Origin of the sequence: Actinocatenispora comari (genome assembly GCF_017312725.1) — a bacterium.
Classification (GTDB): Bacteria; Actinomycetota; Actinomycetes; order Mycobacteriales; family Micromonosporaceae; genus Actinocatenispora; species Actinocatenispora comari.
The window spans coordinates 55,323-76,006 of the sequence record NZ_BOPO01000117.1; the positions used below are offsets into that span (position 1 = coordinate 55,323).

21 protein-coding genes, 1 pseudogene and 1 riboswitch are annotated in these 20,684 nt (G+C 74.3%); of the genes and pseudogenes, 12 read left to right on the plus strand and 10 right to left on the minus strand.

Annotation, left to right across the window (positions count from 1 at the left end; all coding sequences use genetic code 11):
- Positions 1-16 precede the first annotated feature (16 nt).
- Positions 17-1,003, minus strand: a complete 987-nt coding sequence (locus NUM_RS28820; RefSeq protein WP_207128102.1) for a C40 family peptidase — start codon at positions 1,001-1,003, stop codon at positions 17-19.
- Between the two features lie 12 nt (positions 1,004-1,015).
- A riboswitch (cyclic di-AMP (ydaO/yuaA leader) is annotated at positions 1,016-1,150 on the minus strand.
- Positions 1,151-1,385: 235 nt separating this feature from the next.
- Between NUM_RS28820 and NUM_RS28825 the strand changes: the two genes are divergently transcribed.
- The 3 genes from NUM_RS28825 to NUM_RS28835 all read left to right on the plus strand — a co-directional run bounded on the left by NUM_RS28825 (position 1,386) and on the right by NUM_RS28835 (position 4,300).
- Positions 1,386-1,673, plus strand: coding sequence for a metal-sensitive transcriptional regulator (locus tag NUM_RS28825; RefSeq protein ID WP_207128103.1), 288 nt, complete (start codon positions 1,386-1,388; stop codon positions 1,671-1,673).
- Between the two features lie 27 nt (positions 1,674-1,700).
- Positions 1,701-1,904, plus strand: coding sequence for a heavy-metal-associated domain-containing protein (locus NUM_RS28830; RefSeq protein WP_207128104.1), 204 nt, complete (start codon positions 1,701-1,703; stop codon positions 1,902-1,904).
- A gap of 86 nt (positions 1,905-1,990) precedes the next feature.
- Positions 1,991-4,300 (plus strand): heavy metal translocating P-type ATPase, encoded by a 2,310-nt coding sequence (locus NUM_RS28835; RefSeq protein WP_207128105.1) that lies wholly within the window; start codon positions 1,991-1,993, stop codon positions 4,298-4,300.
- Here the strand turns inward: NUM_RS28835 and NUM_RS28840 are convergent.
- A complete protein-coding gene (locus NUM_RS28840) occupies positions 4,257-5,399 on the minus strand; it encodes a class I SAM-dependent methyltransferase (protein ID WP_207128106.1) in 1,143 nt (380 codons plus the stop codon). The genes NUM_RS28835 and NUM_RS28840 overlap by 44 nt on opposite strands.
- A gap of 137 nt (positions 5,400-5,536) precedes the next feature.
- Here NUM_RS28840 and NUM_RS28845 point away from each other — a divergent pair, with 137 nt between their 5' ends.
- Positions 5,537-6,124: a GNAT family N-acetyltransferase gene (locus NUM_RS28845; protein ID WP_207128107.1), complete on the plus strand. Its 588-nt coding sequence runs from the start codon at positions 5,537-5,539 to the stop codon at positions 6,122-6,124.
- Between the two features lie 25 nt (positions 6,125-6,149).
- Here NUM_RS28845 and NUM_RS28850 read toward each other — a convergent pair whose 3' ends face one another.
- A complete protein-coding gene (locus NUM_RS28850) occupies positions 6,150-7,541 on the minus strand; it encodes an alkaline phosphatase family protein (RefSeq protein ID WP_207128108.1) in 1,392 nt (463 codons plus the stop codon).
- Positions 7,542-7,625: 84 nt separating this feature from the next.
- Entirely contained in the window at positions 7,626-8,165 is a 540-nt protein-coding gene (locus NUM_RS28855) for a CGNR zinc finger domain-containing protein (RefSeq protein ID WP_207128109.1), read from the minus strand.
- Positions 8,166-8,487: 322 nt separating this feature from the next.
- Here NUM_RS28855 and NUM_RS28860 point away from each other — a divergent pair, with 322 nt between their 5' ends.
- The 3 genes from NUM_RS28860 (at position 8,488) to NUM_RS28870 (ending at position 11,587) form a co-directional block, all read left to right on the plus strand.
- On the plus strand, positions 8,488-9,033 hold the full coding sequence (locus NUM_RS28860) for a hypothetical protein (protein ID WP_207128110.1): 546 nt from the start codon (positions 8,488-8,490) through the stop codon (positions 9,031-9,033).
- Positions 9,034-9,120: 87 nt separating this feature from the next.
- Positions 9,121-9,810, plus strand: a complete 690-nt coding sequence (locus tag NUM_RS28865) for an ABC transporter ATP-binding protein (RefSeq protein ID WP_207128111.1) — start codon at positions 9,121-9,123, stop codon at positions 9,808-9,810.
- Positions 9,797-11,587, plus strand: coding sequence for a DUF6297 family protein (locus tag NUM_RS28870; RefSeq protein WP_207128112.1), 1,791 nt, complete (start codon positions 9,797-9,799; stop codon positions 11,585-11,587). The genes NUM_RS28865 and NUM_RS28870 overlap by 14 nt, the downstream gene beginning before the upstream one ends.
- Before the next feature lie 14 nt (positions 11,588-11,601).
- On the opposite strand, the gene NUM_RS28875 is transcribed toward NUM_RS28870, so the two are convergent.
- Entirely contained in the window at positions 11,602-12,309 is a 708-nt protein-coding gene (locus NUM_RS28875) for a DsbA family oxidoreductase (RefSeq protein WP_207128113.1), read from the minus strand.
- Between the two features lie 270 nt (positions 12,310-12,579).
- Here NUM_RS28875 and NUM_RS28880 point away from each other — a divergent pair, with 270 nt between their 5' ends.
- Positions 12,580-13,044, plus strand: a complete 465-nt coding sequence (locus tag NUM_RS28880) for a universal stress protein (RefSeq protein WP_207128114.1) — start codon at positions 12,580-12,582, stop codon at positions 13,042-13,044.
- A gap of 160 nt (positions 13,045-13,204) precedes the next feature.
- On the opposite strand, the gene NUM_RS28885 is transcribed toward NUM_RS28880, so the two are convergent.
- On the minus strand, positions 13,205-14,308 hold the full coding sequence (locus NUM_RS28885; RefSeq protein WP_225918919.1) for an MBL fold metallo-hydrolase: 1,104 nt from the start codon (positions 14,306-14,308) through the stop codon (positions 13,205-13,207).
- 101 nt (positions 14,309-14,409) lie between these two features.
- On the opposite strand from NUM_RS28885, the gene NUM_RS28890 reads away from it, so the two are divergent.
- Positions 14,410-14,565 (plus strand): hypothetical protein, encoded by a 156-nt coding sequence (locus NUM_RS28890; protein WP_207128115.1) that lies wholly within the window; start codon positions 14,410-14,412, stop codon positions 14,563-14,565.
- A gap of 17 nt (positions 14,566-14,582) precedes the next feature.
- On the opposite strand, the gene mscL is transcribed toward NUM_RS28890, so the two are convergent.
- Both mscL and NUM_RS28900 read right to left on the minus strand, forming a co-directional pair.
- Complete coding sequence (gene mscL, locus NUM_RS28895; RefSeq protein WP_207128116.1) at positions 14,583-15,008, minus strand: large conductance mechanosensitive channel protein MscL; 426 nt, start codon at positions 15,006-15,008, stop codon at positions 14,583-14,585.
- A gap of 56 nt (positions 15,009-15,064) precedes the next feature.
- Complete coding sequence (locus NUM_RS28900; protein ID WP_207128117.1) at positions 15,065-15,598, minus strand: RcpC/CpaB family pilus assembly protein; 534 nt, start codon at positions 15,596-15,598, stop codon at positions 15,065-15,067.
- Between the two features lie 318 nt (positions 15,599-15,916).
- Here NUM_RS28900 and NUM_RS37460 point away from each other — a divergent pair, with 318 nt between their 5' ends.
- A complete protein-coding gene (locus NUM_RS37460; protein ID WP_225918922.1) occupies positions 15,917-16,324 on the plus strand; it encodes a hypothetical protein in 408 nt (135 codons plus the stop codon).
- Between the two features lie 14 nt (positions 16,325-16,338).
- On the opposite strand, the pseudogene NUM_RS37465 reads toward NUM_RS37460, so the two are convergent.
- A pseudogene (locus NUM_RS37465) lies at positions 16,339-16,479 on the minus strand (FmdB family zinc ribbon protein); the annotation flags it as partial.
- Between the two features lie 39 nt (positions 16,480-16,518).
- Positions 16,519-17,187, minus strand: a complete 669-nt coding sequence (locus tag NUM_RS28910) for a 5-formyltetrahydrofolate cyclo-ligase (RefSeq protein WP_207128119.1) — start codon at positions 17,185-17,187, stop codon at positions 16,519-16,521.
- Between the two features lie 243 nt (positions 17,188-17,430).
- Between NUM_RS28910 and NUM_RS28915 the strand changes: the two genes are divergently transcribed.
- A complete protein-coding gene (locus NUM_RS28915; RefSeq protein WP_207128120.1) occupies positions 17,431-19,686 on the plus strand; it encodes a GGDEF domain-containing protein in 2,256 nt (751 codons plus the stop codon).
- Between the two features lie 9 nt (positions 19,687-19,695).
- Positions 19,696-20,676: a UTP--glucose-1-phosphate uridylyltransferase gene (locus tag NUM_RS28920; RefSeq protein WP_207128121.1), complete on the plus strand. Its 981-nt coding sequence runs from the start codon at positions 19,696-19,698 to the stop codon at positions 20,674-20,676.
- Positions 20,677-20,684: the final 8 nt, after the last annotated feature.

Here is a 20,684-nt window from a genome sequence, read left to right on the forward strand (position 1 = left end):
GCCGGCCTGGCCGGCTTCAGCCGACCCGGCCGTAGCCGTCCGGCGGCATCATGTCGACGCTGGCCTTCTGCACCGGCTCGCCGTAGGTCGGCGCGTGGATCACCTGGCCGCCGCCGATGTAGATCGCGACGTGCTCGTTCCCGCTGTAGAACACCAGGTCGCCCGCCTGCAGCTGGTCGCGGCTGATCCGGTGGGTCTGGCTGTACTGGGTGTACGAGCTGTGCGCGAGCGAGTAGCCGGCGGCGTTCCAGGCCATCATGGTCAGGCCGGAGCAGTCGAACGCGTCGGGCCCCGCGGAACCCATGTTGTACGGCTTGCCGAGCTGCGCCCACGCGTAGTCGACCGCCTTGCCGGCGGAGCCGGGCAGGTTCGGCGCCGGGCCGTAGTCGACGTTGGTGTCGTAGTTGGTGGGCGATCCGTATGCCTGGGTGCGCAGGTCGCGCAGCTTCTGCACGTCCTTGTCCAGCGACGTCTTCTGGCTGGCGAGCTTCTTCTTCGCCTGGGTCTGCTTGCCGATCGCGGTGTCCAGCGCCGCCTTCTGCTTGTCCAGCGCCGCCTTGGCCTTGCTGTACTCGGCGATCTGCTTGCTCTGGCTGCGCGCCAACTGGTCGAGCAGCGAGAGCGAGTCGAGCAGGGTACTGGCGGAGCCGTCGGACAGGATCGCGTTGACCGCGCCCGGCTTGCCGCCGCGGTAGGCGGCCGCCGCCATCTTGCCGACCGACTGCTCGGCCGCGTCGACCTTCTTCTGCAGCGGCTTGAGCTTCTTGTTGACCGCCTTTTCCTTCTTCTTGCTGGCGGCCAGCTGGTCCTGGACCTTGTCGTACTCCTGGACGGCCTTGTCGAACTGCTTGGACTTGGCGTCGATCTGCTTGGTCAGCTCGGCCTCGGACGGTGTGGCGTGCGCCGGGGTCCCGAGCAGCAACAGGGCCATCGCGGTGAGCGCGGCCAGCAGCAGCAGACCGAAGGCCCGCAGCGGTCGCGGCATGACAGCGGAGGTGGGCACCGGCAGCCGGCTCCTTCTTCCTCGCACCGCCTACCGGGTTAGCTGACGGGTTCGGGCGGGGAAGAAGTGCGCCCTACCACGACCCGGAGGTCGTGGATTCACCCCAGGGAGGTGGGTCCCCGGCTCGCCGGCAAGCGCCAGGGGAGGCGGCTCACGCGGCAACTCGGCGGTGTCGCCCGGTGCCGCCCACGGGCAGGCGGCAGACATCCGGTCAGACGGGGAGTCACATTAGGAGTAACCGTCAGTCGATCGCAAGTCGCCCCCGGCGTGCCACTCACATTCGTTTCGGGAATTGATCCGTTCGCGTCCGAGTCACTCCGCTCCGTGGTTGGATACGGTAGGGGGGTATGGTACCGTGGAGCTCGAACGGGGAGGTGGCCAGATGGCGGGTTACTGGTACAGCGACGACAAAAAGGCACTGTTGGCCCGGTTGCGGCGGATCGAGGGGCAGATCCGCGGTCTGGAGCGGATGGTCGAGCAGGACACGTACTGCATCGACGTGCTCACGCAGATCTCGGCGGCCACCAGGGCACTGCAGGGCGTCGCGCTCGGCCTGCTCGACGGCCACCTGTCACATTGCGTGGCCGAGGCCACGGCAAAGGGTGGCGAAGAGGCAGAGGAGAAGGTCAGGGAGGCCACCGAGGCGATCGCCCGGTTGGTCCGGTCCTGACGCGGGTTCACCGTTGTGGAGGCAACCATGGCAACTCAGACATACACCGTGACCGGCATGACCTGTGGCCACTGCGCCAGCGCCGTGAGCACCGAGCTTCGTGCGCTGTCCGGGGTGCAGGCGGTCCGGGTCGACGTGGCGAGCGGGCGGGTCGAGGTCGACGCGGACCAGCCGCTGGCGACCGACGCGGTGGCCGCCGCGGTCGACGAGGCCGGCTACCAGCTGGCATGAGAGATCCTGGCAGCCCGTGCTGCCAGGATCTCGACGCCGGTGGCGCCGGCCGTGGTCGGCGCCACCGCACCGATCGGGGAGGGTAGATGTCTACTGTGGACAGTGACGGTGCCGCGGTCGAGCTGCGGATCGGCGGCATGACCTGCGCGTCCTGCGCGGCTCGGGTCGAGCGCAAGCTGAACAAGCTGCCCGGCGTGGCCGCCACCGTCAACTTCGCCACCGAGACCGCCCGGGTGCACTACCCGGCCGGTACCTCGGTGCAGGAGCTGATCGGCACCGTCGAGGCGACCGGCTACACCGCGCAGCCGCCGGAACCGCCGGCGTCGGAGTCGGTGGCCGGCGAACCGGCCGCCGACGAGCGGGACGAAGCCGAACACTCGCTGCGTACCAGGCTGCTCGGCTCCGCCGTGCTCACGCTGCCGGTGCTGCTGCTCGCGATGATCCCGCCGCTGCAGTTCAACCACTGGCAGTGGCTCGCGCTGACGCTCACCTCGCCGGTCGTGGTGTGGGGCGCCTGGCCGTTCCACCGCGCCGCACTGACCAACCTGCGGCACGGTGCCGCCACCATGGACACGCTGGTCTCGCTGGGCGCGACCGTGTCGTACCTGTGGAGCCTGTGGGCGCTGTTCCTCGGCGGCGCGGGCGGCGAGAACATGCGGATGAGCCTGCACCTGTTCGCCGGCTCCGACACCGGACCCCAGCTGTACCTGGAGGTCGGCGCCGCGCTGACCACGTTCCTGCTGGCCGGCCGGTACTTCGAGGCGCGGGCCAAGCGGCGGGCCGGCTCGGCGTTGCGGGCGCTGCTCTCGTTGGGCGCCAAGGACGTCACCGTGCTGACCGCGGACGGCCGGGAGCAGACCGTCCCCATCGGACGGCTGGCGGTCGGGGACCGGTTCGTGGTCCGGCCGGGCGAGAAGATCGCCACCGACGGCGTGGTCGAGTCCGGTACCAGCGCGGTGGACGCGTCGATGCTCACCGGCGAGTCGGTACCGGTCGAGGTCGGCCCCGGCGACGAGGTCGTCGGCGCGACGGTGAACGCGGGCGGCCGGCTCGTCGTCACCGCCCGGCGGGTCGGCGCCGACACCCAGCTGGCCCAGCTCGGCCGGCTGGTCGCCGACGCGCAGAACGGCAAGGCACAGGTGCAGCGGCTGGCGGACCGGATCTCCGCGGTGTTCGTGCCGGTGGTGCTGGTCATCGCGGTCGGCACGCTGGTGGCGTGGCTCGCGACCGGGCAGCCGGCCGCGGCGGCCGTCACCGCCGCGGTGGCGGTACTGATCGTGGCCTGCCCCTGCGCGCTCGGGCTGGCGACACCGACGGCGCTGCTGGTCGGTACCGGTCGGGGCGCCCAGCTGGGCATCCTGATCAAGGGGCCGGAGGTGCTGGAGTCGACCCGGCGGATCGACACCGTGGTGCTGGACAAGACCGGGACGGTCACCACCGGCCGGATGACGCACACCGACACGATCGCCGCCACCGGCGAGTCGCCGGCCGAGATCCTGCGGTACGCGGGGGCGGTCGAGCACGCCAGCGAGCACCCGATCGCCCGCGCCGTGGCGGGTGCCGCGGCCGCGGCCGGCCCGCTGCCGGAGGTGCACGACTTCGCCGCGGTGGCCGGGTTCGGTGCACTGGCCACTGTGGACGGTCGGCGGGTCGTGGTGGGCCGGCCGGAGCTGCTGACCCGGGAGGGCCTGACGGTTGCGGCCGAGCTGACCGAGGCGATCACGACGGCCGGCGCGCACGGCGCCACCGCGGTGCTCGCCGGCTGGGACGGCGTCGCCCGGGGCGTACTGGTCGTGTCCGACACCGTCGCCGACGGTGCCGCCGAGGCGGTCGCGGCGCTGCGCGGGCTGGGGTTGCGGCCGGTGCTGCTGACCGGCGACCACGAGGCCGCCGCCCGTACGGTCGCGGCCGCGGTCGGCATCGACGAGGTGCACGCCGGCGTACTGCCGGCCGGGAAGGCCGACGTGGTCGCCGAACTGCAGCGGTCCGGCCGGGTGGTGGCGATGGTCGGCGACGGCATCAACGACGCCGCCGCGCTCGCCACCGCCGATCTCGGCATCGCGATGGGGACCGGTACCGACGTGGCGATCGAGGCGAGCGACCTGACCCTGGTCGCCGGCGACCTGCGGGCCGCGGCGGACGCGATCCGGCTGTCCCGGCGCACCCTGCGCACCATCCAGGGCAACCTGTTCTGGGCGTTCGGGTACAACGTGGCGGCGATCCCGCTGGCCGCGCTGGGCCTGGTCACCCCGGTACTGGCGGCCGCGGCGATGGCGTTCTCCAGCGTGTTCGTGGTGTCGAACTCGCTGCGGCTGTTCCGGTTCCGGTCGGCGCCGCGCGCGGTGGCTCCGGTCAGGACAGCAGATCGGCGAGCTGACGCCCCAGCGCGGGGCTGATCCGCCAGGTGTCCACCAGGGACTGATAGCCGGTACGCGCGGCGGCGGTGTCCACGCCGCCGCGCGTGCCGCGCAGCAGCACGTTGCGCGGCGTGTGCGCGGAGTCGACGAACTCCACCACCTCGACCGACCAGCCCAGCGCGCGCAGCAGCTCGGCGCGCACCGCGTCGGTCAGCACGTCGGCGAACCGTTCCCGCAGGATCGCGCTGCGCAGCAACGGATCGGTGCGGTCCCGCAGCTGCGCGGACAGCTCGTGGTGGCAGCACGGCGCGGCCAGCACGTACGGCGCCTGCCAGCGCACCGCCCGCGCCAGCGCGTCGTCGGTGGCGGTGTCGCAGGCGTGCAGCGCGAGCACCACGTCGACCCCATCGCTCCCGTCGATCCGAGCGTCGGCGATCGTGCCGGCGACGAACGACACCGAGTCGGCCCAACCGAGCCGTTGTGCCAGCGCAGTGTTCCGGTCGCGCTGGTCGGCGCGGATGTCCACCCCGGTCAGCCGCACGGTCGCGCCGCGCCGGCCGGTCAGGTAGCGGTACGCGGCGAAGCTCAGGTAGGCGTTGCCGCAGCCCAGATCGACCACCCGGAGCGGGTCGGGCAGCTGTGCCGGCAGGGTGGCGTCCAGCGCCCGCAGGAACGCGTCGACCTGACGGCGCTTGGCCGCGTTGCCGCCGATCACCGAGTACAGCTCGTCGTCCGGCGGCAGCAGGTAGCTCTTCGCCCGGTCGTGCTCGGTGTCGGCCGGCGTGCCGGCTCCGGCGGAGCGGTGCACCTGCGCCTCGCCGCGCTTGGTGACCCGCAGCTGCACGGTGGTGTCGGTGCCGGTGACGTGCCAGTTCCCGTACGGCCGGGCGAGCAGTTCGGTGACCGCCGCCTCGGCGTCGGCGCCCCAGGCCACGTTGCGGGTACGCGGCCGGGCGGTGTCCTGCTCGACGATCTGCAGGCGTGGGCCGGCGCCGATCCGCACCGGCCGCAGCTCGACCCGCGGCATCTCGGGCGTGGCGCCCCGGCGGCGGCCGGCCGCGACCGCCCGTACCAACCGGTCGGAGTCGGTCAGCAGGGTACGAAGGTCGGCGAGCGCGGCGGCAAGTGGTTCGGGCACGCGCCCCAGCCTACGACGCGCTGCACGCCGCCCGCCGCAGTCGCGCGGGGCGGCCGTGTACCAGGTCGTCGGGTCGGCGGCGGGTCGGTCGACCCGCCGCCGGGAACCGGCTTGGCACCGTCTGCCAGGATGTCGCCATGGCTGTCCGCCTCGTTCCGCCCTCCGAGACCCTCACCGCGCCGGGCCTGCTGCTGCGCCGCTGGCGTTCCGGCGACGTGCGCGCGATGGTGCGGGCCGTGCAGGCGTCGATGCCGGAGCTGTCCCGTTGGATGCCCTGGGCCGTCGAGGGGTACGGCGCCACCGAGGCGCGCGCCTTCCTCGACGAGGGCCGGCAGCAGTGGGACGAGGGCCGGGCGTTCAACTACGCGATCGTGCAGGGTGGCCGCGACGTGGTCGGCGGCATCAGCCTGATGGCGCGGGTGGGGCCGGGCGCGCTGGAGATCGGTTACTGGGTCGACTCCCGGCACACCGGCCGTGGCGTGGCCCGCCGGGCCGCCGCCGCGCTCGCCGCCGCCGGCCTCGCCGTGCCCGGCATCGACCTGATCGAGATCCACCACGAGCCGGCGAACGGGGCGAGCGCAGCGGTGCCGCGGTCCCTGGGGTTCGAGCGGTCCGACGACATCGTGAACGAGGACGGCCGGCCGACCAGCGTCTGGCAGCTGCACGCCGCCCGGCTGGCCGACAGCCGGATCCCCGACCTGCTCGGCCAACGCCGCTACCGCTGACCGGGCTCGACCGGGGCGGTGCGGGTCAGCGGTCCGGCACTATTTCGTCCACATAGGACACTCCGGCGACCCGGGTGACGCTCGCGCGGGCGCCGGGCAGGGCCAGCCGGGAACTGGTCGCCGCCGGCACCGGACCGCCGGGGCGGGCCTCGGTCAGTACCCGGCCGTCGAAGTCGGCGTCGATGCCGAGCCCGGCCGCGATCGTCGGAAGCACGTCGACCAGCCCGGCCGGCGCGGTCAGGTCGACGTCGCGCCGGTAGTCCGGCCCGGTGACCTGGAGCACGCTGTGCACGTCCCGGCGGTACCCGCCGCCGTGGCCGCCGTGCCAGTCCGGCGCGTCGGTGGTCGGGCCGGCCTGCGCCGAGTACCAGCCGGGCGCGTAGCCGACGAACAGCTGCGGCGAGCGCGGCCCGGCCGCGCCGATCACCGACAGCGGCACGGTGTCCGGCAGCCCGTCCGCGCCGAACACCACCCCGGTCCACGGTTGCCGCCGCAGCCAGGTCACCAGTCGTTCGGCCACCGGGTCGGCCGGGTCGTCCAGCCAGATCGCGGACGTACCGTCGTCGCAGCAGGAGACGCCGCGGCCGAACCCGGCGGCGGTGAGCTCCTCGGCCAGGTTCACCCGCCCGGTCATCGGCGAGCTGCCGTGGTCGGAGGCCACCCACAGGTTCGTGTCGTCGGCGCGTCCGAGCGCCTCCAGCGCGTCCACCAGGCGGCCGAGCGCGGCGTCCGCCGCGGCCAGCGCGGCGAGCGACTGCGCCGAGCCGGGACCGTGCCGGTGCTGGCTCGCGTCCGGTTCGGTCAGCCACAGCACGGCGACGTCCGGCCGGTGCGCCTCGATCAGGTACGTCAGCGCGTCCACCGCGTACCGCAGCTGCCCGGCGCGGTCGTCGCCCGGTGCGCCGAGCCGGGCGCGCAGCCGCTCCGCGGCCCAGGCCGGTTCGGCGAGCGGCTCGGCCTCCCGGGTGTCGACCCGGATGCCCGGACCGCCGCGGTGCGCGGTGGGGTCCAGCAGCAGCGACACGCCGGCGGAGCCGGTGTTCACCACGACCGTACGGCGGCCGGCGGCGGCGAGCAGCTCGCCCATGGTCGGCGCGAGCAGGATCGACCCGCACGCCTTCTCCACCGCGAGCAGGTCGTACCGGTCGGAGGTCCACACCCCGCGGTCCAGCCCCAGCTCGCGGACCCGCATGCTGTTGCCGACCAGCCCGTGCCGCCCCGGCCGTACGCCGGTGGCGAGCGTCGCCGCGTTGACCCGGGTGACCGACGGCAGCTGCGCGCGGGCCGAGGTGAACCGGCTGCCGCGCTCGCGCACCGAGCACAGCCAGGGACACCGGTCCGGGGTGATCACCGCAGGCGACAGCCCGTCGAACACCACGATCAGGTCCAGCGCCGCCCGGCGCTCCGCATCCGACACGGCGCCCGATCGTAGTGTCCGGACCGCCCGGCGGGAGCCCCTTCACCCGCCCGGCCGGCAGGTTCGGGTGATTCGTGGTCCGGCTCAGGCGGGTGCGGTGCGTTGCCGGTAGCTGCGCGTCTTGTTGCGGTTGCCGCAGACCTGCATGGAGCACCAGCGGCGGGACGAGTTGCGGGACGCGTCGTAGTAGACCCACCGGCAGTCGTCCGCCGGGCAGATCTTCACCCGCCGCCAGCTGCCGTCGTGCGCCGCCAGGGCCACCGCGGCGAGCACCTCGCCCAGCACGCCCGTCACCCCGGTACCGGTCGGGCCCGGCACCGCCGCGCCGTCCGGAGCGAACCGCACCGCGAGCGGGATCCGTACCGCGAGGGCGTCGAGCGCGCCGCGGTCCCGGGGTTCGGCCTGGTCCGGCTGCTGGTGGTGGGTGGCGGCCTCGGCGCGCAGCTCGGTGCGCAGCCGGCGGGCCAGGTCGAGGTCGTGCTCGTCGGCCTCGGCCGGCCGGTCGTGGTCGGCGAGCCAGTGCCGGAACGTGGCCACGTCACGCAGGTCGTCCAGGCCGGTCTCGACGTCGACCGAGTTCAGGAACGACTCGACCAGGGCCAGGGGCGCCGGCACGTCCGCCATCGCGTACCACCTCCGACACCACTGTACGAGCTTGACCGGTCACCGACGACCCGCTAGTGTCGCGGCAACACCACCGTTGACGTTTAGCTGGTGTCGGGGGAGCGGTCATGGACATCGAGGCGAGCCTGTTCGCACACTTCGTCGCCGCGGCGCTGGAGCGCCGCGCCGCCGCCCGAGCCGGCCGCGGCCCCGCTGCCAGCGCAGGTCGCGGCCGGGCTGCCACCGGCGGCAACCGGCACCTCCGGCCGGCCGGAGGTGCCGGTTGCCGCCGCGCGGATCGGGCGGCCGGCGCACCCGCCGGCGGTACGGCAGGGGCGGCCCGGTGCGGTTCCGCGCGCTGACGCCGGCGACGCTGCCGGACCTGGTCACGCTGTTCGAGCCGGACCGCGAGTGCGCGGGCTGCTGGTGCCAGTTCTTCGTGCTGCCCGGCCGCGACTTCGGCGCCGGCTGGGGCGCGGTGAACCGGTCCCGGCTGGCCGAGCAGGTCGAGGCCGAGGCCGAACCGCTCGGCCTGCTCGCCTACCGGGGGGACCGGCCGGTCGGCTGGTGCGCCACCGGCCCGCGCAGCCGGTACCGGCGGCTCGCCCGGTCACCGGTGCTGCGCGGGGTGCCGGACGTGGGCGCACTGCTCGTACCGTGCTTCTTCGTCGCCGTCGCCGACCGCGGCGACGGGGTCGCCGACGCGCTGCTGGGCGAGGTGCTCGCGCGGGCCGGCGACCGCCCGGTGGAGGGCATCCCGCGCGCCGGCGGCGATCGGCGCCCGCCCGCGGACGCGTACCTCGGTACTGAACGGCTGTTCGCCCGGCACGGCTTCACGGTGCTCGACCGACCGCTCGCCACCCGCGTCGTGATGCGCCACGACACCTGACGGCGGCCCGGGGCCCGCGCCGCGAAACGGCACAGTCGATGCGGCCGGGGCGTTCCGCGCCGGGCGCGCCCCGTAGCATCGGCTCTCGTGGCCACACCTGCCCTGCTGGAGCTGTCCGGCGTCAGCCGCACGTACGGCGAGCGCGAGGCACTCGCCCCCATCGACCTCAAGCTGCATGCCCGGCGTTGCGTCGTCCTGCTCGGCGCCAACGGGTCCGGCAAGAGCACGCTGCTGCGCATCGCCTGCGGCCGGGACACCCCGACCAGCGGTACCGTCCGGCTCGGCGGCTCGGCGCTGACCGAGGAGGATGTCCGGGTTCGTACCCAGATCGGGGTGGTCGGCGACCAGGTCGGCTACTACCCCGACCTGACCGTCGCCGAGCATCTGCACCTGGTCGCGGTGGCGCACGGGGCCGGCGACGATGCCGACGAGCTGGTCGCCGGCGCGCTCGTCGACTGCCGGCTGGACGAGCACGCCGACGCGCTGCCCGGCTCGCTGTCGTCCGGCCAGACCCAGGCGCTGCTGCTCGCCTCGGTGCTGGTCCGGCCGCGCCGGCTGCTCGTCCTGGACGAGCCCGAACAGCGGCTCGACCCGGCCGCCCGGAACTGGCTCGCCGGCGTGCTCGCCGCCGAGAAACAGGCCGGTACCGCACTGCTGATCGCCACCCACCACACCGACCTCGCCGCCTCGGTCGCCGACCGGGTGGTCGTGCTGCGCGAGGGCGAGGTCGTCGCGGACGGCAAACCGGACAAGGTGCTTGCCGGTGACATCGCCTGAGCCCGAGATCCCGGAGCTGGTCACGCCGCGGCCCGAGCCGGTCGACGACCTGCCCACCGGTACCGTCCGGGCCCGCACTCGCAGCACCCTCGCGGTGCTGCGACACCTGCGCGCCGAACACCGCCGGGAGGCCGCCGGCAACGCCGCCTTCGCCGCGTACGCGGTGGTCGTCGGGCTGCTCGTGTACGGCGGGGCGCTGCTGCCGTGGCTGCGGCGGCTCTCCAGCGGCCAGCAGCACACCACCGACGCCGCCCAGCTCGCCGCCGCCGCGCCACCGGCCCTGGTCGCCCTGGTACTGCTGGGCATGCTCGCGGTCGCCCGGGACGCGCTGTGGCGCGGCCCGGTGACGCTGAACGTGCCGGCCGCGAGCTGGCTGCTGCCGATGCCGATCGACCGTGGCAAGCTGCTGCGGCCCCGGCTGCGGAACCAGCTGATCCTCGGCGTCGTGTTCGGCGCGGTGTTCGGTGGCGCCATCGCGATCACCCTGGTCACCGGCGGCCTCGCCGGCAACGCGTTCTGGCCGCTGCTGGGCGCCGGCGCCGGGTCGTTCGCCGCGGTCGGGCTGCTGGCGGTCGGCCTCGGTGCGCTGATCGAGCGGTACCGCACCGCCGACCGCGTCACCCGGATCCTGTCCCCGTTCGCCGTGCTGGTCACCCTCGCGCTCGCGGTGCAGAGCGCGCTCGGCTGGTACGGCCACACGGCCAGCACGTTGGTGCGGGTCGAGACCTGGTCCGGCCCGTGGGGCTGGGCGGTCCAGCCGCTGCTCGCGGTCACCGCCGGCCCGCGGCCCAGCGGTACCGGCGGCACGACCGGTGCCGCGATCGGGGCGGCGAGCACGCCCGCCCACCCGGGCACGCTGGACGTACCGGGCTGGCCGGTCGCGCTGCTGCTGCTGGTCGCGTTGGCGCTGGTGGCGACGGTGTTCGCGACGCTGATCGCGGCGGGCACGCCGGCCCGCACGATCCGCCGCCGGGCCCGCTCCGTCGCCGGCTTCACCGTCGGCCTGACCACGATGAACCCGCGCGCCGCCGCCCTGGAGGTGCGCGAGGCGCGCGGTCGCCCGGCCCGCGTGTTGCGGCTGCCCCGGCCGCACCGGGCCGAGCTGATCATCCCCTGGCGGGACGCCACGGCGCTGATCCGGGAGCCGTCCCGGCTGGCCTGGGCGGTCCTGCTGACCGGCCTCGGCTTCCTGCTGATGGCGCTCTCGCTGGGCGCGAGCAACCTGTACCTGTCGCTCGCGCTGCTCGCCGCCGGCCTGGTGGCCGGCTACCTCGCGGCCGCGCAGCTGACCGAGCCGGCCCGGCTCGACGCCGACGACCCGCGCCGCGCCGGTGGCCTGCCGTACTCGTTCGACCACCTGGCCACCCGGCACGCGGTGGTACCACTGATCGTCGCCGGCGTGCTCGCCGAGATCGGCGCCGTCGTCGCGGTGGCGCTGACCGGCTCGGTGGTCGCCCTGCTGGTACCGGTCGTGTCGGTGCCGGCGCTCGTCGCCGCGGCGCTGGTCTCGGCGTACCGAGGTCCGGTGCCGGCGGCCGCGATGAACGGACCGGACACCCCCGCCGGCAACATGGGCATGGTCACCGTCGGCGCCTGGTACGCGGCGGGTCCGCTCGTCGCCGTCGTGCTGTTGCTGCCGCCGATGCACCTCATCCTCGGCCGGCCGACCGGATCGTCGGCGATCGAGTACGTGCTGTGGGGCCTGCTGGTGGCCGCGATCCTGCTCTGGTGGTCGGTGCGCCGAGCCAAGGCCCGCGCCGCCGACACCCACCCGTAGCGCGAGGAAGGCGGTCAGCGGGTCGCGGCGGTGACGATCTCGTCGTAGACGGTCGGGTCGTACGAGAGGATCACCGGGAAGCCGGTCTCCGGCTCCGCGCCGGTCCACCGCACGTCGACGCCCGGATTGTGCCATTCCGAGCCGTCCGGCAGGAACACGTGCGGGCTGCCGTGCACCGCCCGGTCCTTCGCGTTGCGCCACTGCGTCATGACCTCGGCGCGACCGGCGCCCAGCGCCATCGCCTTCTTCAACGCCTCCGCGTTGACCCGCTCGCACTCCGCCGCGACCGCGAGGATCTCGGAGAACAGCGTGATGCACCGGCTCTGCCCGAACATCGCGTACCGCAGCGCGGCGTCCAGCTCGTCGCTCGCGGCGAGGCCGCCGACGTCCGGCCGCTTCGCCGCCTGTACCGCCTCCAGCGGCAGCAGCGTGGACACCGGCCACTCGTCCGCCCGGCCCTGCCACTGCTGCCAGGCCAGCGTCTCGTCCAGCCCGCCGATCACCGGTACCTCGGCGTCCAGCCGGCGCTTCGGCGTCGGGGTGCCGCGCAGCAACTCCAGCGGGTAGGCGCGCAGGTCGATCCGTACCCGTTTGAGGCCGAGGCGGTGCCGGGCGCGGCGCAGCCCGTGCAGTGCCAGCCCGGCCCACGGGCAGCCGATGTCCGAATAGACGGTCAACACCCCGGGTTCGGGACTGAACTCGGGTTCCTTCGGTCGCGGCACCTGTCCTCCTGGGCACGGGGCTGCACAGTCTCCGAGGCCGGTGGGTGCGGCCCGATCGCCGCGGTACGCCGGCCGGAACCGCACGGGTCACCGCACAGCATGACTGAGGCCGCGGTACCGGAGGCACCCCGCCCGGCGCGCCGGTGACCTCGACCGGGCCCGTTGCCGCTGATCGCGCCCCATCCGTGATGATGACGGTGTGACCTGGAGCACTATTTGAGGCACAATCGAGGCGGCAGGCGGGCCCGCAACCCGGATCGGAGGTGCCCGATGGAGCGGATCCCACCGTTCGTCGTGGTCGGCATCGACGGCGAGGAGTCGTCGATCGCCGCGCTGCGCTGGGCGATCCCGGAGGCGTGGGCACACCGCGCCCGCGTCCTTGCGGTCCACGCCTACAGCGAGCCGGTCGTCGGTGACGCGACGATGATGCCGCCGGACACCTTCGCGCACGCCGAGGAGGTGCAGCGCTCCGCCCAGGAGTGGCGCGACACCGCGCTCGCCGCGCTGCCGGAGTACCCGGAGGCCGAGGTCGAGGTGCAGGTCCGGCTCGGCCCGGCCGGCCCGGTGCTGACCGAGGCGGCCTGTGGTGCGCTGCTGCTGGTGGTCGGCAGCCATGGCCGGCACCCGCTGCACCGCCTGGTGTACGGGTCGGTCAGCCACTACTGCGTCGGCCACGCACCGTGTCCGGTGGTCGCCGTGCCGTTCCACCGCGCCCGCGTCGACGCGGTCAACTGAACGCCGCGGCCTCGCACGGCGGCCGGTGCCGCACCGCGGGTGGCGTCGGGCCGCAGGGTGGTGCCGTACCGCGGGTGGCGTCAGGGCGCAGGGTCGTGCCGTACCGCGGGTGGCGTCGGGCTGCCGAAGGATGGTGCCCGGGCTCGTAGTGGCGCCGGGGTCACGTGGCGAGCTGGCGGGTCTCGCCGATCGCCAGGTCCCACAGCCGTTCGCGGGGCAGCCCCGCCGCCGACCAGGCGGCGTGTACCAGCTCCCAGGGCTCCAGCACCGGCTCCTTGGTCATCGCGAAGGTGCCCCAGTGCATCGTGGCCATCCGGTCCGCGCCCAGGTCGAGGAACGCCCGGACCGCCGCGGCCGGGTCCAGGTGCACGGTGCGCAGGAACCAGCGCGGGTGGTACGCGCCGATCGGCAGCAGCGCCAGGTCGATCCGCGGGTACCGGCGGGCGATCTCGGCGAAGAAGGCGCCGTAGCCGGTGTCGCCGGCGAAGTGGATCCGCGGCCCGTCCGCGGTACCGAGCAGCCAACCGCCCCACAGGCTGCGGCAGGTGTCCGCCGGGCCGCGCCGGCTCCAGTGCTGCGCCGGCACGAAGTCGAACCGTACGTCGTGCAGCCGCGCGGACTCCCACCAGTCGAGCTCGGTGACCCGCCGGAAGCCCCGGCGCCGGAACCAGTCGCCGAGCCCGGCCGGCACGAACACCGCGGTGTCCCGCGGCAGCCGGCGGATCGTCGGCGCGTCCAGGTGGTCGTAGTGGTTGTGGCTGATCACCACCGCATCTACCGGCGTGACGTCGGTCAGGGCCACCCCGGGCGGTACGAACCGGGGCCGCACGCCGGGGATCCGGCGTGACCAGACCGGGTCGGTGAGCACCCGCAACCCGCCGACGTCCAGCACGTACGTGGCGTGTCCGACCCAGGTCACGGTGGTGGTGCCGGCACGCAGCGGCGCCAGCCCGGTGCGCCGGATCGGGATCCGGTCCACGTCGCCGAGCGACGCGAGCGGCCGGCTCGCCCGTATCAGCCGGGCGAGCTGCGGCAGCCCGGGCAGCGGGGCGGCGAGGCGGTCGGCGAACGATCGCGGCCAGCGGCGCGGCGGCCCACCGACGGGTACGTCGGTCGATCCCGCGGCGAGGTCACCAACAGGTACGTCGGTCGATCCTGCGGCGAGGCCACCAACAGGTACGTCGGTCGACCCGGCGGCGAGGTCCGCCGTCCCGATGCGGTCGTGGCCCTCCGATCGGCGGGCGGTGCGTGTCCTGTCGATCACGCTCCCAGTCTGTCGGCGGATCGGGCCGCCCGGGCCGGATACGCTGGCTGGCGGTGGCTTTCCGCCGGCTCCGGCCGGCGCATTCGGACAGGAGTCGGGCAGTGACGGACAACGGCGACGACCGCGAGGTCGCCCTGGACGAGGATCTGGACATCCTGCCGGACCAGACCACCGACGACACCGACGCCGGCTGGGGCGAGCGCCCGCAGAGCAACGACGACCGGCTGCTCGCCGAGCGCCCGCCGCACTGGGACTGACCTCGCGGGGGCCGGCGCTACCGGGTGATCGGGTCGTCCAGCACCGGCGGCACCTCCGCGGCGCAGAAGGCGCACCGGCTCGCCGCGGCCGGGATCGTGGACAGGCACTGCGGGCAGTCCCGCTTCGGCGCGTCGACCTTGCTCGGCAGGAATCGCTGCAGCAGCTTGTCGACCGGGAGAACGACCAGGAAGTAGACCACCGCGGCGACGATCAGGAACGAGAGCACCGCGTTGACGAAGTTGCCGTAGTGGAACTTGCTGCCGTTCCAGGTGAAGTAGAGCGCGCTGAAGTCCTGCTTGCCGAAGATCGCCGCGATCAGCGGCGTGAGCAGGTCCTTGACCAGCGAATTCACCACGGCCGTGAACGCGGCACCGATGATGATGCCGACGGCCAGATCAACCACGTTGCCGCGCAGGACGAAGTCCCGGAAACCCTTGAGCACCGCTCTCGTTCTCCCTCGTTGCAGTAGTCGGTGCGGCGCCGGACCGGGAAGTTCGGTCAGCCGGGGCGGAGGGTGAGTCCGATCCGGGCCGACGGCTCCACTCCCGCCACCCGGCGCGCCTGTTGTTCGGTCATCGCCAAATAGACCACGGATCCTCCCTCCATGTCCGCCGAATGGCCGGTTGTCCCCCGAAGGACGAGCGCATCGCGGATCAGCACCTCGGCCGGATCGCCCGGACCGTCGGCGTCGGCCGAGCCGGTGCCGCCCGCGACGGTCAGGTCGACCCGGTCGCCCGGATGCACCAGCCCGCCGACCCCGGCGCCGACGACCGGGACGGCGACGCCCACCGACCCGGCCGGGACGCGGCCGCCGGGTTTGGTGGCACGGCTCGGGCTCGGTGCGGCCCGCGCGGCGCAGCGGTGCTCGTCGGCCGCGGCCCCGCCGCCGGTGGCCAGCACGCCGGCAGCGAGCACCAGCAGCGCGGTGACCGCGGCGGCGCGCAGCAACCGGGACCGGCGCCGCGCCGACCACCGGATCGGATCGAGCCGCTCGGGCCTGCGCCGACGCGGCCGGGGACGTGCTGTGCGCACGGCAGCTCCTCGGATTGGGGACACCGCAGTGTCCGCGACAGTGGGTACGCCGCGAAACGCTAGGTCGCGCATCCACCGCGGACATCGGCCTGTGGACAACCCTGTGGATACCGGTAAGGACCGGTGCCGCCCCGTGCTATCGGTCCCGGCGCTGGACCCGCCGACCCACCCCGACCTGTCGACTCGTCTCGGCCTGTCGACTCGTCTCGGCCTGTCGACTCGTCTCGGCCTGTCGACTCGTCTCGGCCTGCCGACCCGTCTCGGCCTGTCGACTCGTCTCGACCTGGCCCGACCCGACCTGCTTGGCCGGACCCGACCTTGGCCGGACCCGACCTGCCTGGCCGGACGCGACCTGCCTGGTCCGACCAGCGCGAACGTGGCGGACCCGGACCGGTGGGGGACACGAAAAAGGGCGTCGCGCGCAGGCGCGACGCCCTGGTGGACGAACGGTCGGAAGCAGCCGGCACCGCGGCGCCGTGCCGGGGTCAGGCGCTCGCGGCGACCTTGCCGGAACCGCCGCTGCTCGACCCGCCGGACTTGCTGCTCGACGAACTCGACGAGCCGGACGACGCCGACGAGGTGCTCGACGACGAACCGGAGTCGCCGCTCTTCGCCGTGTCGCCGCTCTTGCCCTTGCCGTCCGAGGTGGCCTTGCCGTCCGAGGAACCCGACGACGGGGCCGCGGCCGACGAGGCGGTCGAGGCGGAGCGGGAGTCGGTCCGGTAGAAGCCGGAGCCCTTGAACACGACGCCGACGGCCGAGAAGACCTTGCGCAGTCGACCGCCGCAATCCGGGCACTCGGTGAGCGGGCCGTCGCTGAAGGACTGGACCGCCTCAAGCGTGTGACCGCACTCGGTGCAGACGTACTGGTAGGTGGGCACCCTTTGCCTCCGCTGGCACTCTCTATTTCTGAGTGCTAATCATCCGCCATGACGGGGCCTGCCGTCCACCCGGGGTGGCGGGGTAGACACGCCCGATCCGGTGATCCGGACCAGCCCGCCGCCGGGCGTGACGACCGCGTTGACCGGCCGGTCGTGCGGCTCGGTGGGCAGTTCGTCGACCAGCTCCCCGTCGTACAGCAGGGCGACGACCAGGGCGCGCCGGGGTACCCGGGACAGCGCCCGATCGTACGAGCCGCCGCCCCGGCCGAGCCGGTTGCCGCGCCGGTCGACCGCCAGCGCCGGCACGAACAGCACCGCCGCGCGGGCCGCCGCGCCCGGACCGAGCCGCGGCCCGGACGGCTCGCACAGCCGCCAGCGGGCCGGTTGCAGGCAGTCCGCCCCGGTGTACTCGGCCCAGTCCAGGTCGAGGTCGGAGCGCAGCACCGGCAGCAGCACCCGGTCGCCCCACCGGCGCAGCGCCTCCGGCAACCCGGCGCCGCCCGGCTCCAGATCGGTGGGTACGTAGCCGGTGACGGTGCGGCGGGCGTCCGGCACGGCGGGCCGGCCCACCCGGCGCCCGGCGCGCAGCAGCGCCACCACGGCGGTCCGGATCGCGGCGTCGGCCGCGGTACGCCGCCCGGGCGGCATGCTCCGGCGCGCCGCGAGCAACCCCTCGCGAATGCCCGACTTATCCGAAACTGCGTGCATCTTCGCTGGATCCAACCTTGCCGGGGTAGGGGTACCTGCGCGTGCTGTGACAGCATCGCACTGCGAGTCGTCGGACGGTGCCCGGATCGCCGATCGGCGGCCGCCCGCGAGCAGTCCACAATGACGTCGGATGCCGACCGTTCATGACGAACTGACCTCCCGGAGGTGCCGGACCTCGGTGGGGACCTCTTGGGCAATCGTGCCGCGCCGGTGCCACCGGGCGGCCGGGGATCGGAGGACGGGGTGACCCTGCGCGCGCGGCTCACCGCGGCGTTCCTCGCCGTCGTACTCGGGCCGGTGCTGATCGGCGCGGTGTTCGTCGGCATCACGGTGTCCGAGGTGAGCAACCGGCGGGCCGTCGAGCGGCTGCAGGTCGCCACCACGACCGTACGGACCACCGTCGACGCGGCCTGCCACGAGCTGCGGTCGGCGGCCCAGATCGCGGCCCGGCTGTACGGCGGGGGCAGCGCCGCCGACCAGGCCAGCGCCGCCCGCGACGGGGTGGCGACCAGGCTCGCCACCGCGGTGCAGATCACCGACGAGCACGGCACCGTCCGGTCCACCGCCGGCCAGCTGATCGGGCCGTCCGCGGACTGCGCCAGCGCGTACCCCGCCGGCACCGAGCGGCCGCACTCGCTCGTCGCCCGGGTACGGCTGACCGACCAGAGCGGCCGGTCGATCGGTGAGGTCGTCGCCGGGGTGCCGGTGGACCGGTCGTTCGTGTCCCACCTCGGCGCGTCGACCGGGGTGGACGTGACGCTGCTGTCGGCCGGCGATCCGCTGTCCACCGAGACCGCGGTACGGGCCGACGCGATCGCCGGCACCGCCCACGGCCTGCGCGGCGACCAGGTGAAACCCACGCACGACGGGGTGTTCGTGCGGCTCGCGCCGGCCGGCACCGAGCAGCCGCTGCGACTCGCGCTGTCCACCACCCGCTCCGACTCGCAGACCCTGTACGCGGTGCTGATCGGGGTCGTGGTGCTCGCCGGCCTGGTGGCGGTCGGCGCGGCCTGGTGGCTGGCCGACTCCACCACCCGGCCGCTGGCCGAGCTCGCCGGCGCCGCCGACCGGGTCGCCGGCGGTGACCTGGCCGCCCGGGTACCGGTGCGCAGCCGGGACGAGGTCGGCCAGCTGGCCAGCACGTTCAACCGGATGACCCGGGAGATGCAGGCGTACGTGCAGGCGCTGACCGCGAGCCGGGACCAGCTGCGCGGCAACCTCGGCATGCTCGGCGACACGCTGTCCAACACGCACGACCTGGACGGCATCCTGTCGGTGATCCTGGAGACCGCGATGGCGGCCACCGGCGCCCAGTCCGGGGTCGTACTGCTGGTCGACGGGCCGGACGGGATGCACCCGAACCAGCTGGTGGCCCGGTGCGCGGACGGCTTCGACGGGCGGATCAGCTCGCTGTCGTCGATCCACGTCGCGCTCGGCGAGGGGCTGCTCGGCGGCGTCGCGCAGGGCGGCGAACCGCGCCGCGGCCGGGCCGACGGGATCGTCCTGGCGCCGACCGAACCGCGCTGCCGCACGTACATCGCGGTGCCGTTCTCCGGCTCGGCCCGGCCGGGCCCGACCGGTGGCGGGGACAACGGCGACGGCGAGCACGGGCAGCTGCGCGGCGTGCTCGCGCTGTACGACCGGCTCGGCCAGGACGACTTCGACGACGCCGACCTGGGCACCCTGCGTACCTTCGCCGGGCAGGCGGCGGTCGCGGTCGACAACGTGCTGCTGCACCAGGAGACCGAGCGGCTGTCGCTGACCGACCCGCTCACCGAGCTGTGGAACTACCGGTACCTGCGAGTCGCGCTGTCCAACGAGGTGGAGCGCGCCACCCGGTTCGACCGGCGGCTGTCCGTACTGGCCATGGACCTGGACCGGTTCAAGGAGGTCAACGACACGTACGGGCACTCGGCCGGCGACGCGGTGCTGGTCGCGTTCGCGCAACGGATCCGGGCCGAGATCCGCGAGATCGACCTGGCCTGCCGGCAGGGCGGCGAGGAGTTCGTCGTGCTGCTGCCGGAGACCGACCGGGCCGGCGCCGCCCACCTGGCCGAACGGATCTGCGCCGCGGTCCGCGAGCTGCGGGTGCCGATCGCCGCGCCGGACGGCCGCGAGCCGTGGGAGATCCAGGTGACCGTCTCGGTCGGCGTCGCCGTCTACCCCGACCACGGCGGTACCGGCCAGGACGTGCTCGACGCCGCCGACGACGCGCTGTACGCGGCGAAGGCGGCCGGCCGGGACACCTGGCGGCTCGCCGCCGGACCACCCCGGCGCCGGCCCGGCCGTACCGGTCCGGCCACCGCCGACGGCGTGCCCGGTGGCGCCGACCACCCGCCGGCCGGCCTCGGGCCGGAGGGCATCGGGCCGGACGGGAGCGGGTCTGGCGCCGGCGGCGGTGCCCCGGACGTCGAGGCAGGTACCGGTGAGAGCACCGCGGACAGGCCGGGCGGCGCGTCGCATCGGCCGCGAACGCCGAGGCAGACGCGGGGCGGATAGTCTCGGCCCATGCCCGACCATTCGACCACGTCAGACCCGACCGCCGCGCCGGCCGCCGGGGCGACCCCGACGAAGCGCGCCACCAAGGCGGTCATCCCCGCGGCCGGGCTGGCCACCCGGTTCCTGCCGGCCAGCAAGGCGGTGCCCAAGGAGCTGTTCCCGGTCGTCGACAAGCCGGCCCTGCAGTACATCGTGGAAGAGGCCGCCGCGGCCGGCATCGGCGACGTCCTGCTGATCACCGGTCGGGGCAAGAGTTCGATGGTCGACCACTTCGACCGGCGGCTCGATCTGGAGGCGGCGCTGTCGGCGAAGGGCGACACCGAGCGGCTGGAGGCGGTACGCCGGCCCGGTGAGCTGGCCGCGCTGCACTCCTCCCGGCAACCGGAGCCGCTCGGGCTGGGCCACGCGGTGTCCTGCGCCGAGGACCACGTCGGTGCCTCGCCGTTCGCGGTGCTGCTCGGCGACGACCTGATCGACGAGCGCGACCCGCTGCTGCCGACCATGCTCGACCTGCAGGCGCGTACCGGCGGGATCGTGCTGGCCCTGCTGGAGGTGCCGTGGTCGGAGGTGCACAAGTATGGTGTCGCCTCGGTCGAGCCGGCCGACGAGAGCGCCGGTGACGCCGAGATCGTGCGGGTCACCGGGCTGGTGGAGAAGCCGGCGAGGGAGGACGCGCCGAGCAACCTCATCCTGGTCGGGCGGTACGTGCTGCCGGCGTCGATCTTCGACGCGATCGCGCGGACCGAGCCGGACAAGCGCGGCGAGATCCAGCTGACCGACGCGATGGTGCGGCTGCTGCGCGAGGGCACCCCGGTGCACGGTGTCGTCTTCCGCGGCCGGCGGTACGACACCGGCGACCCCACCGGCTACCTCAAGGCGGTCGTGCAGCTGGCCACCGCCCGCGACGACATCGGCCCCGGCTTCCGCGAGTGGCTCGCCCGGTACGTGGCGGACGGGTTCACCGAGCAGCCGGCGACGAACGGTCAGTGACGGAGGCG

Coding starts and splice junctions, on each gene's coding strand:
- NUM_RS28825 (WP_207128103.1), top strand. CDS start 1,386: ATGGCGGGTTACTGGTACAGCGACGACAAAAAGGCACTGTTGGCCCGG.
- NUM_RS28835 (WP_207128105.1), top strand. CDS start 1,991: ATGTCTACTGTGGACAGTGACGGTGCCGCGGTCGAGCTGCGGATCGGC.
- NUM_RS28920 (WP_207128121.1), top strand. CDS start 19,696: ATGCCCGACCATTCGACCACGTCAGACCCGACCGCCGCGCCGGCCGCC.
- NUM_RS28845 (WP_207128107.1), top strand. CDS start 5,537: ATGGCTGTCCGCCTCGTTCCGCCCTCCGAGACCCTCACCGCGCCGGGC.
- NUM_RS28910 (WP_207128119.1), bottom strand. CDS start 17,187: ATGCACGCAGTTTCGGATAAGTCGGGCATTCGCGAGGGGTTGCTCGCG.
- NUM_RS28880 (WP_207128114.1), top strand. CDS start 12,580: ATGGAGCGGATCCCACCGTTCGTCGTGGTCGGCATCGACGGCGAGGAG.
- NUM_RS28830 (WP_207128104.1), top strand. CDS start 1,701: ATGGCAACTCAGACATACACCGTGACCGGCATGACCTGTGGCCACTGC.
- NUM_RS28855 (WP_207128109.1), bottom strand. CDS start 8,165: ATGGCGGACGTGCCGGCGCCCCTGGCCCTGGTCGAGTCGTTCCTGAAC.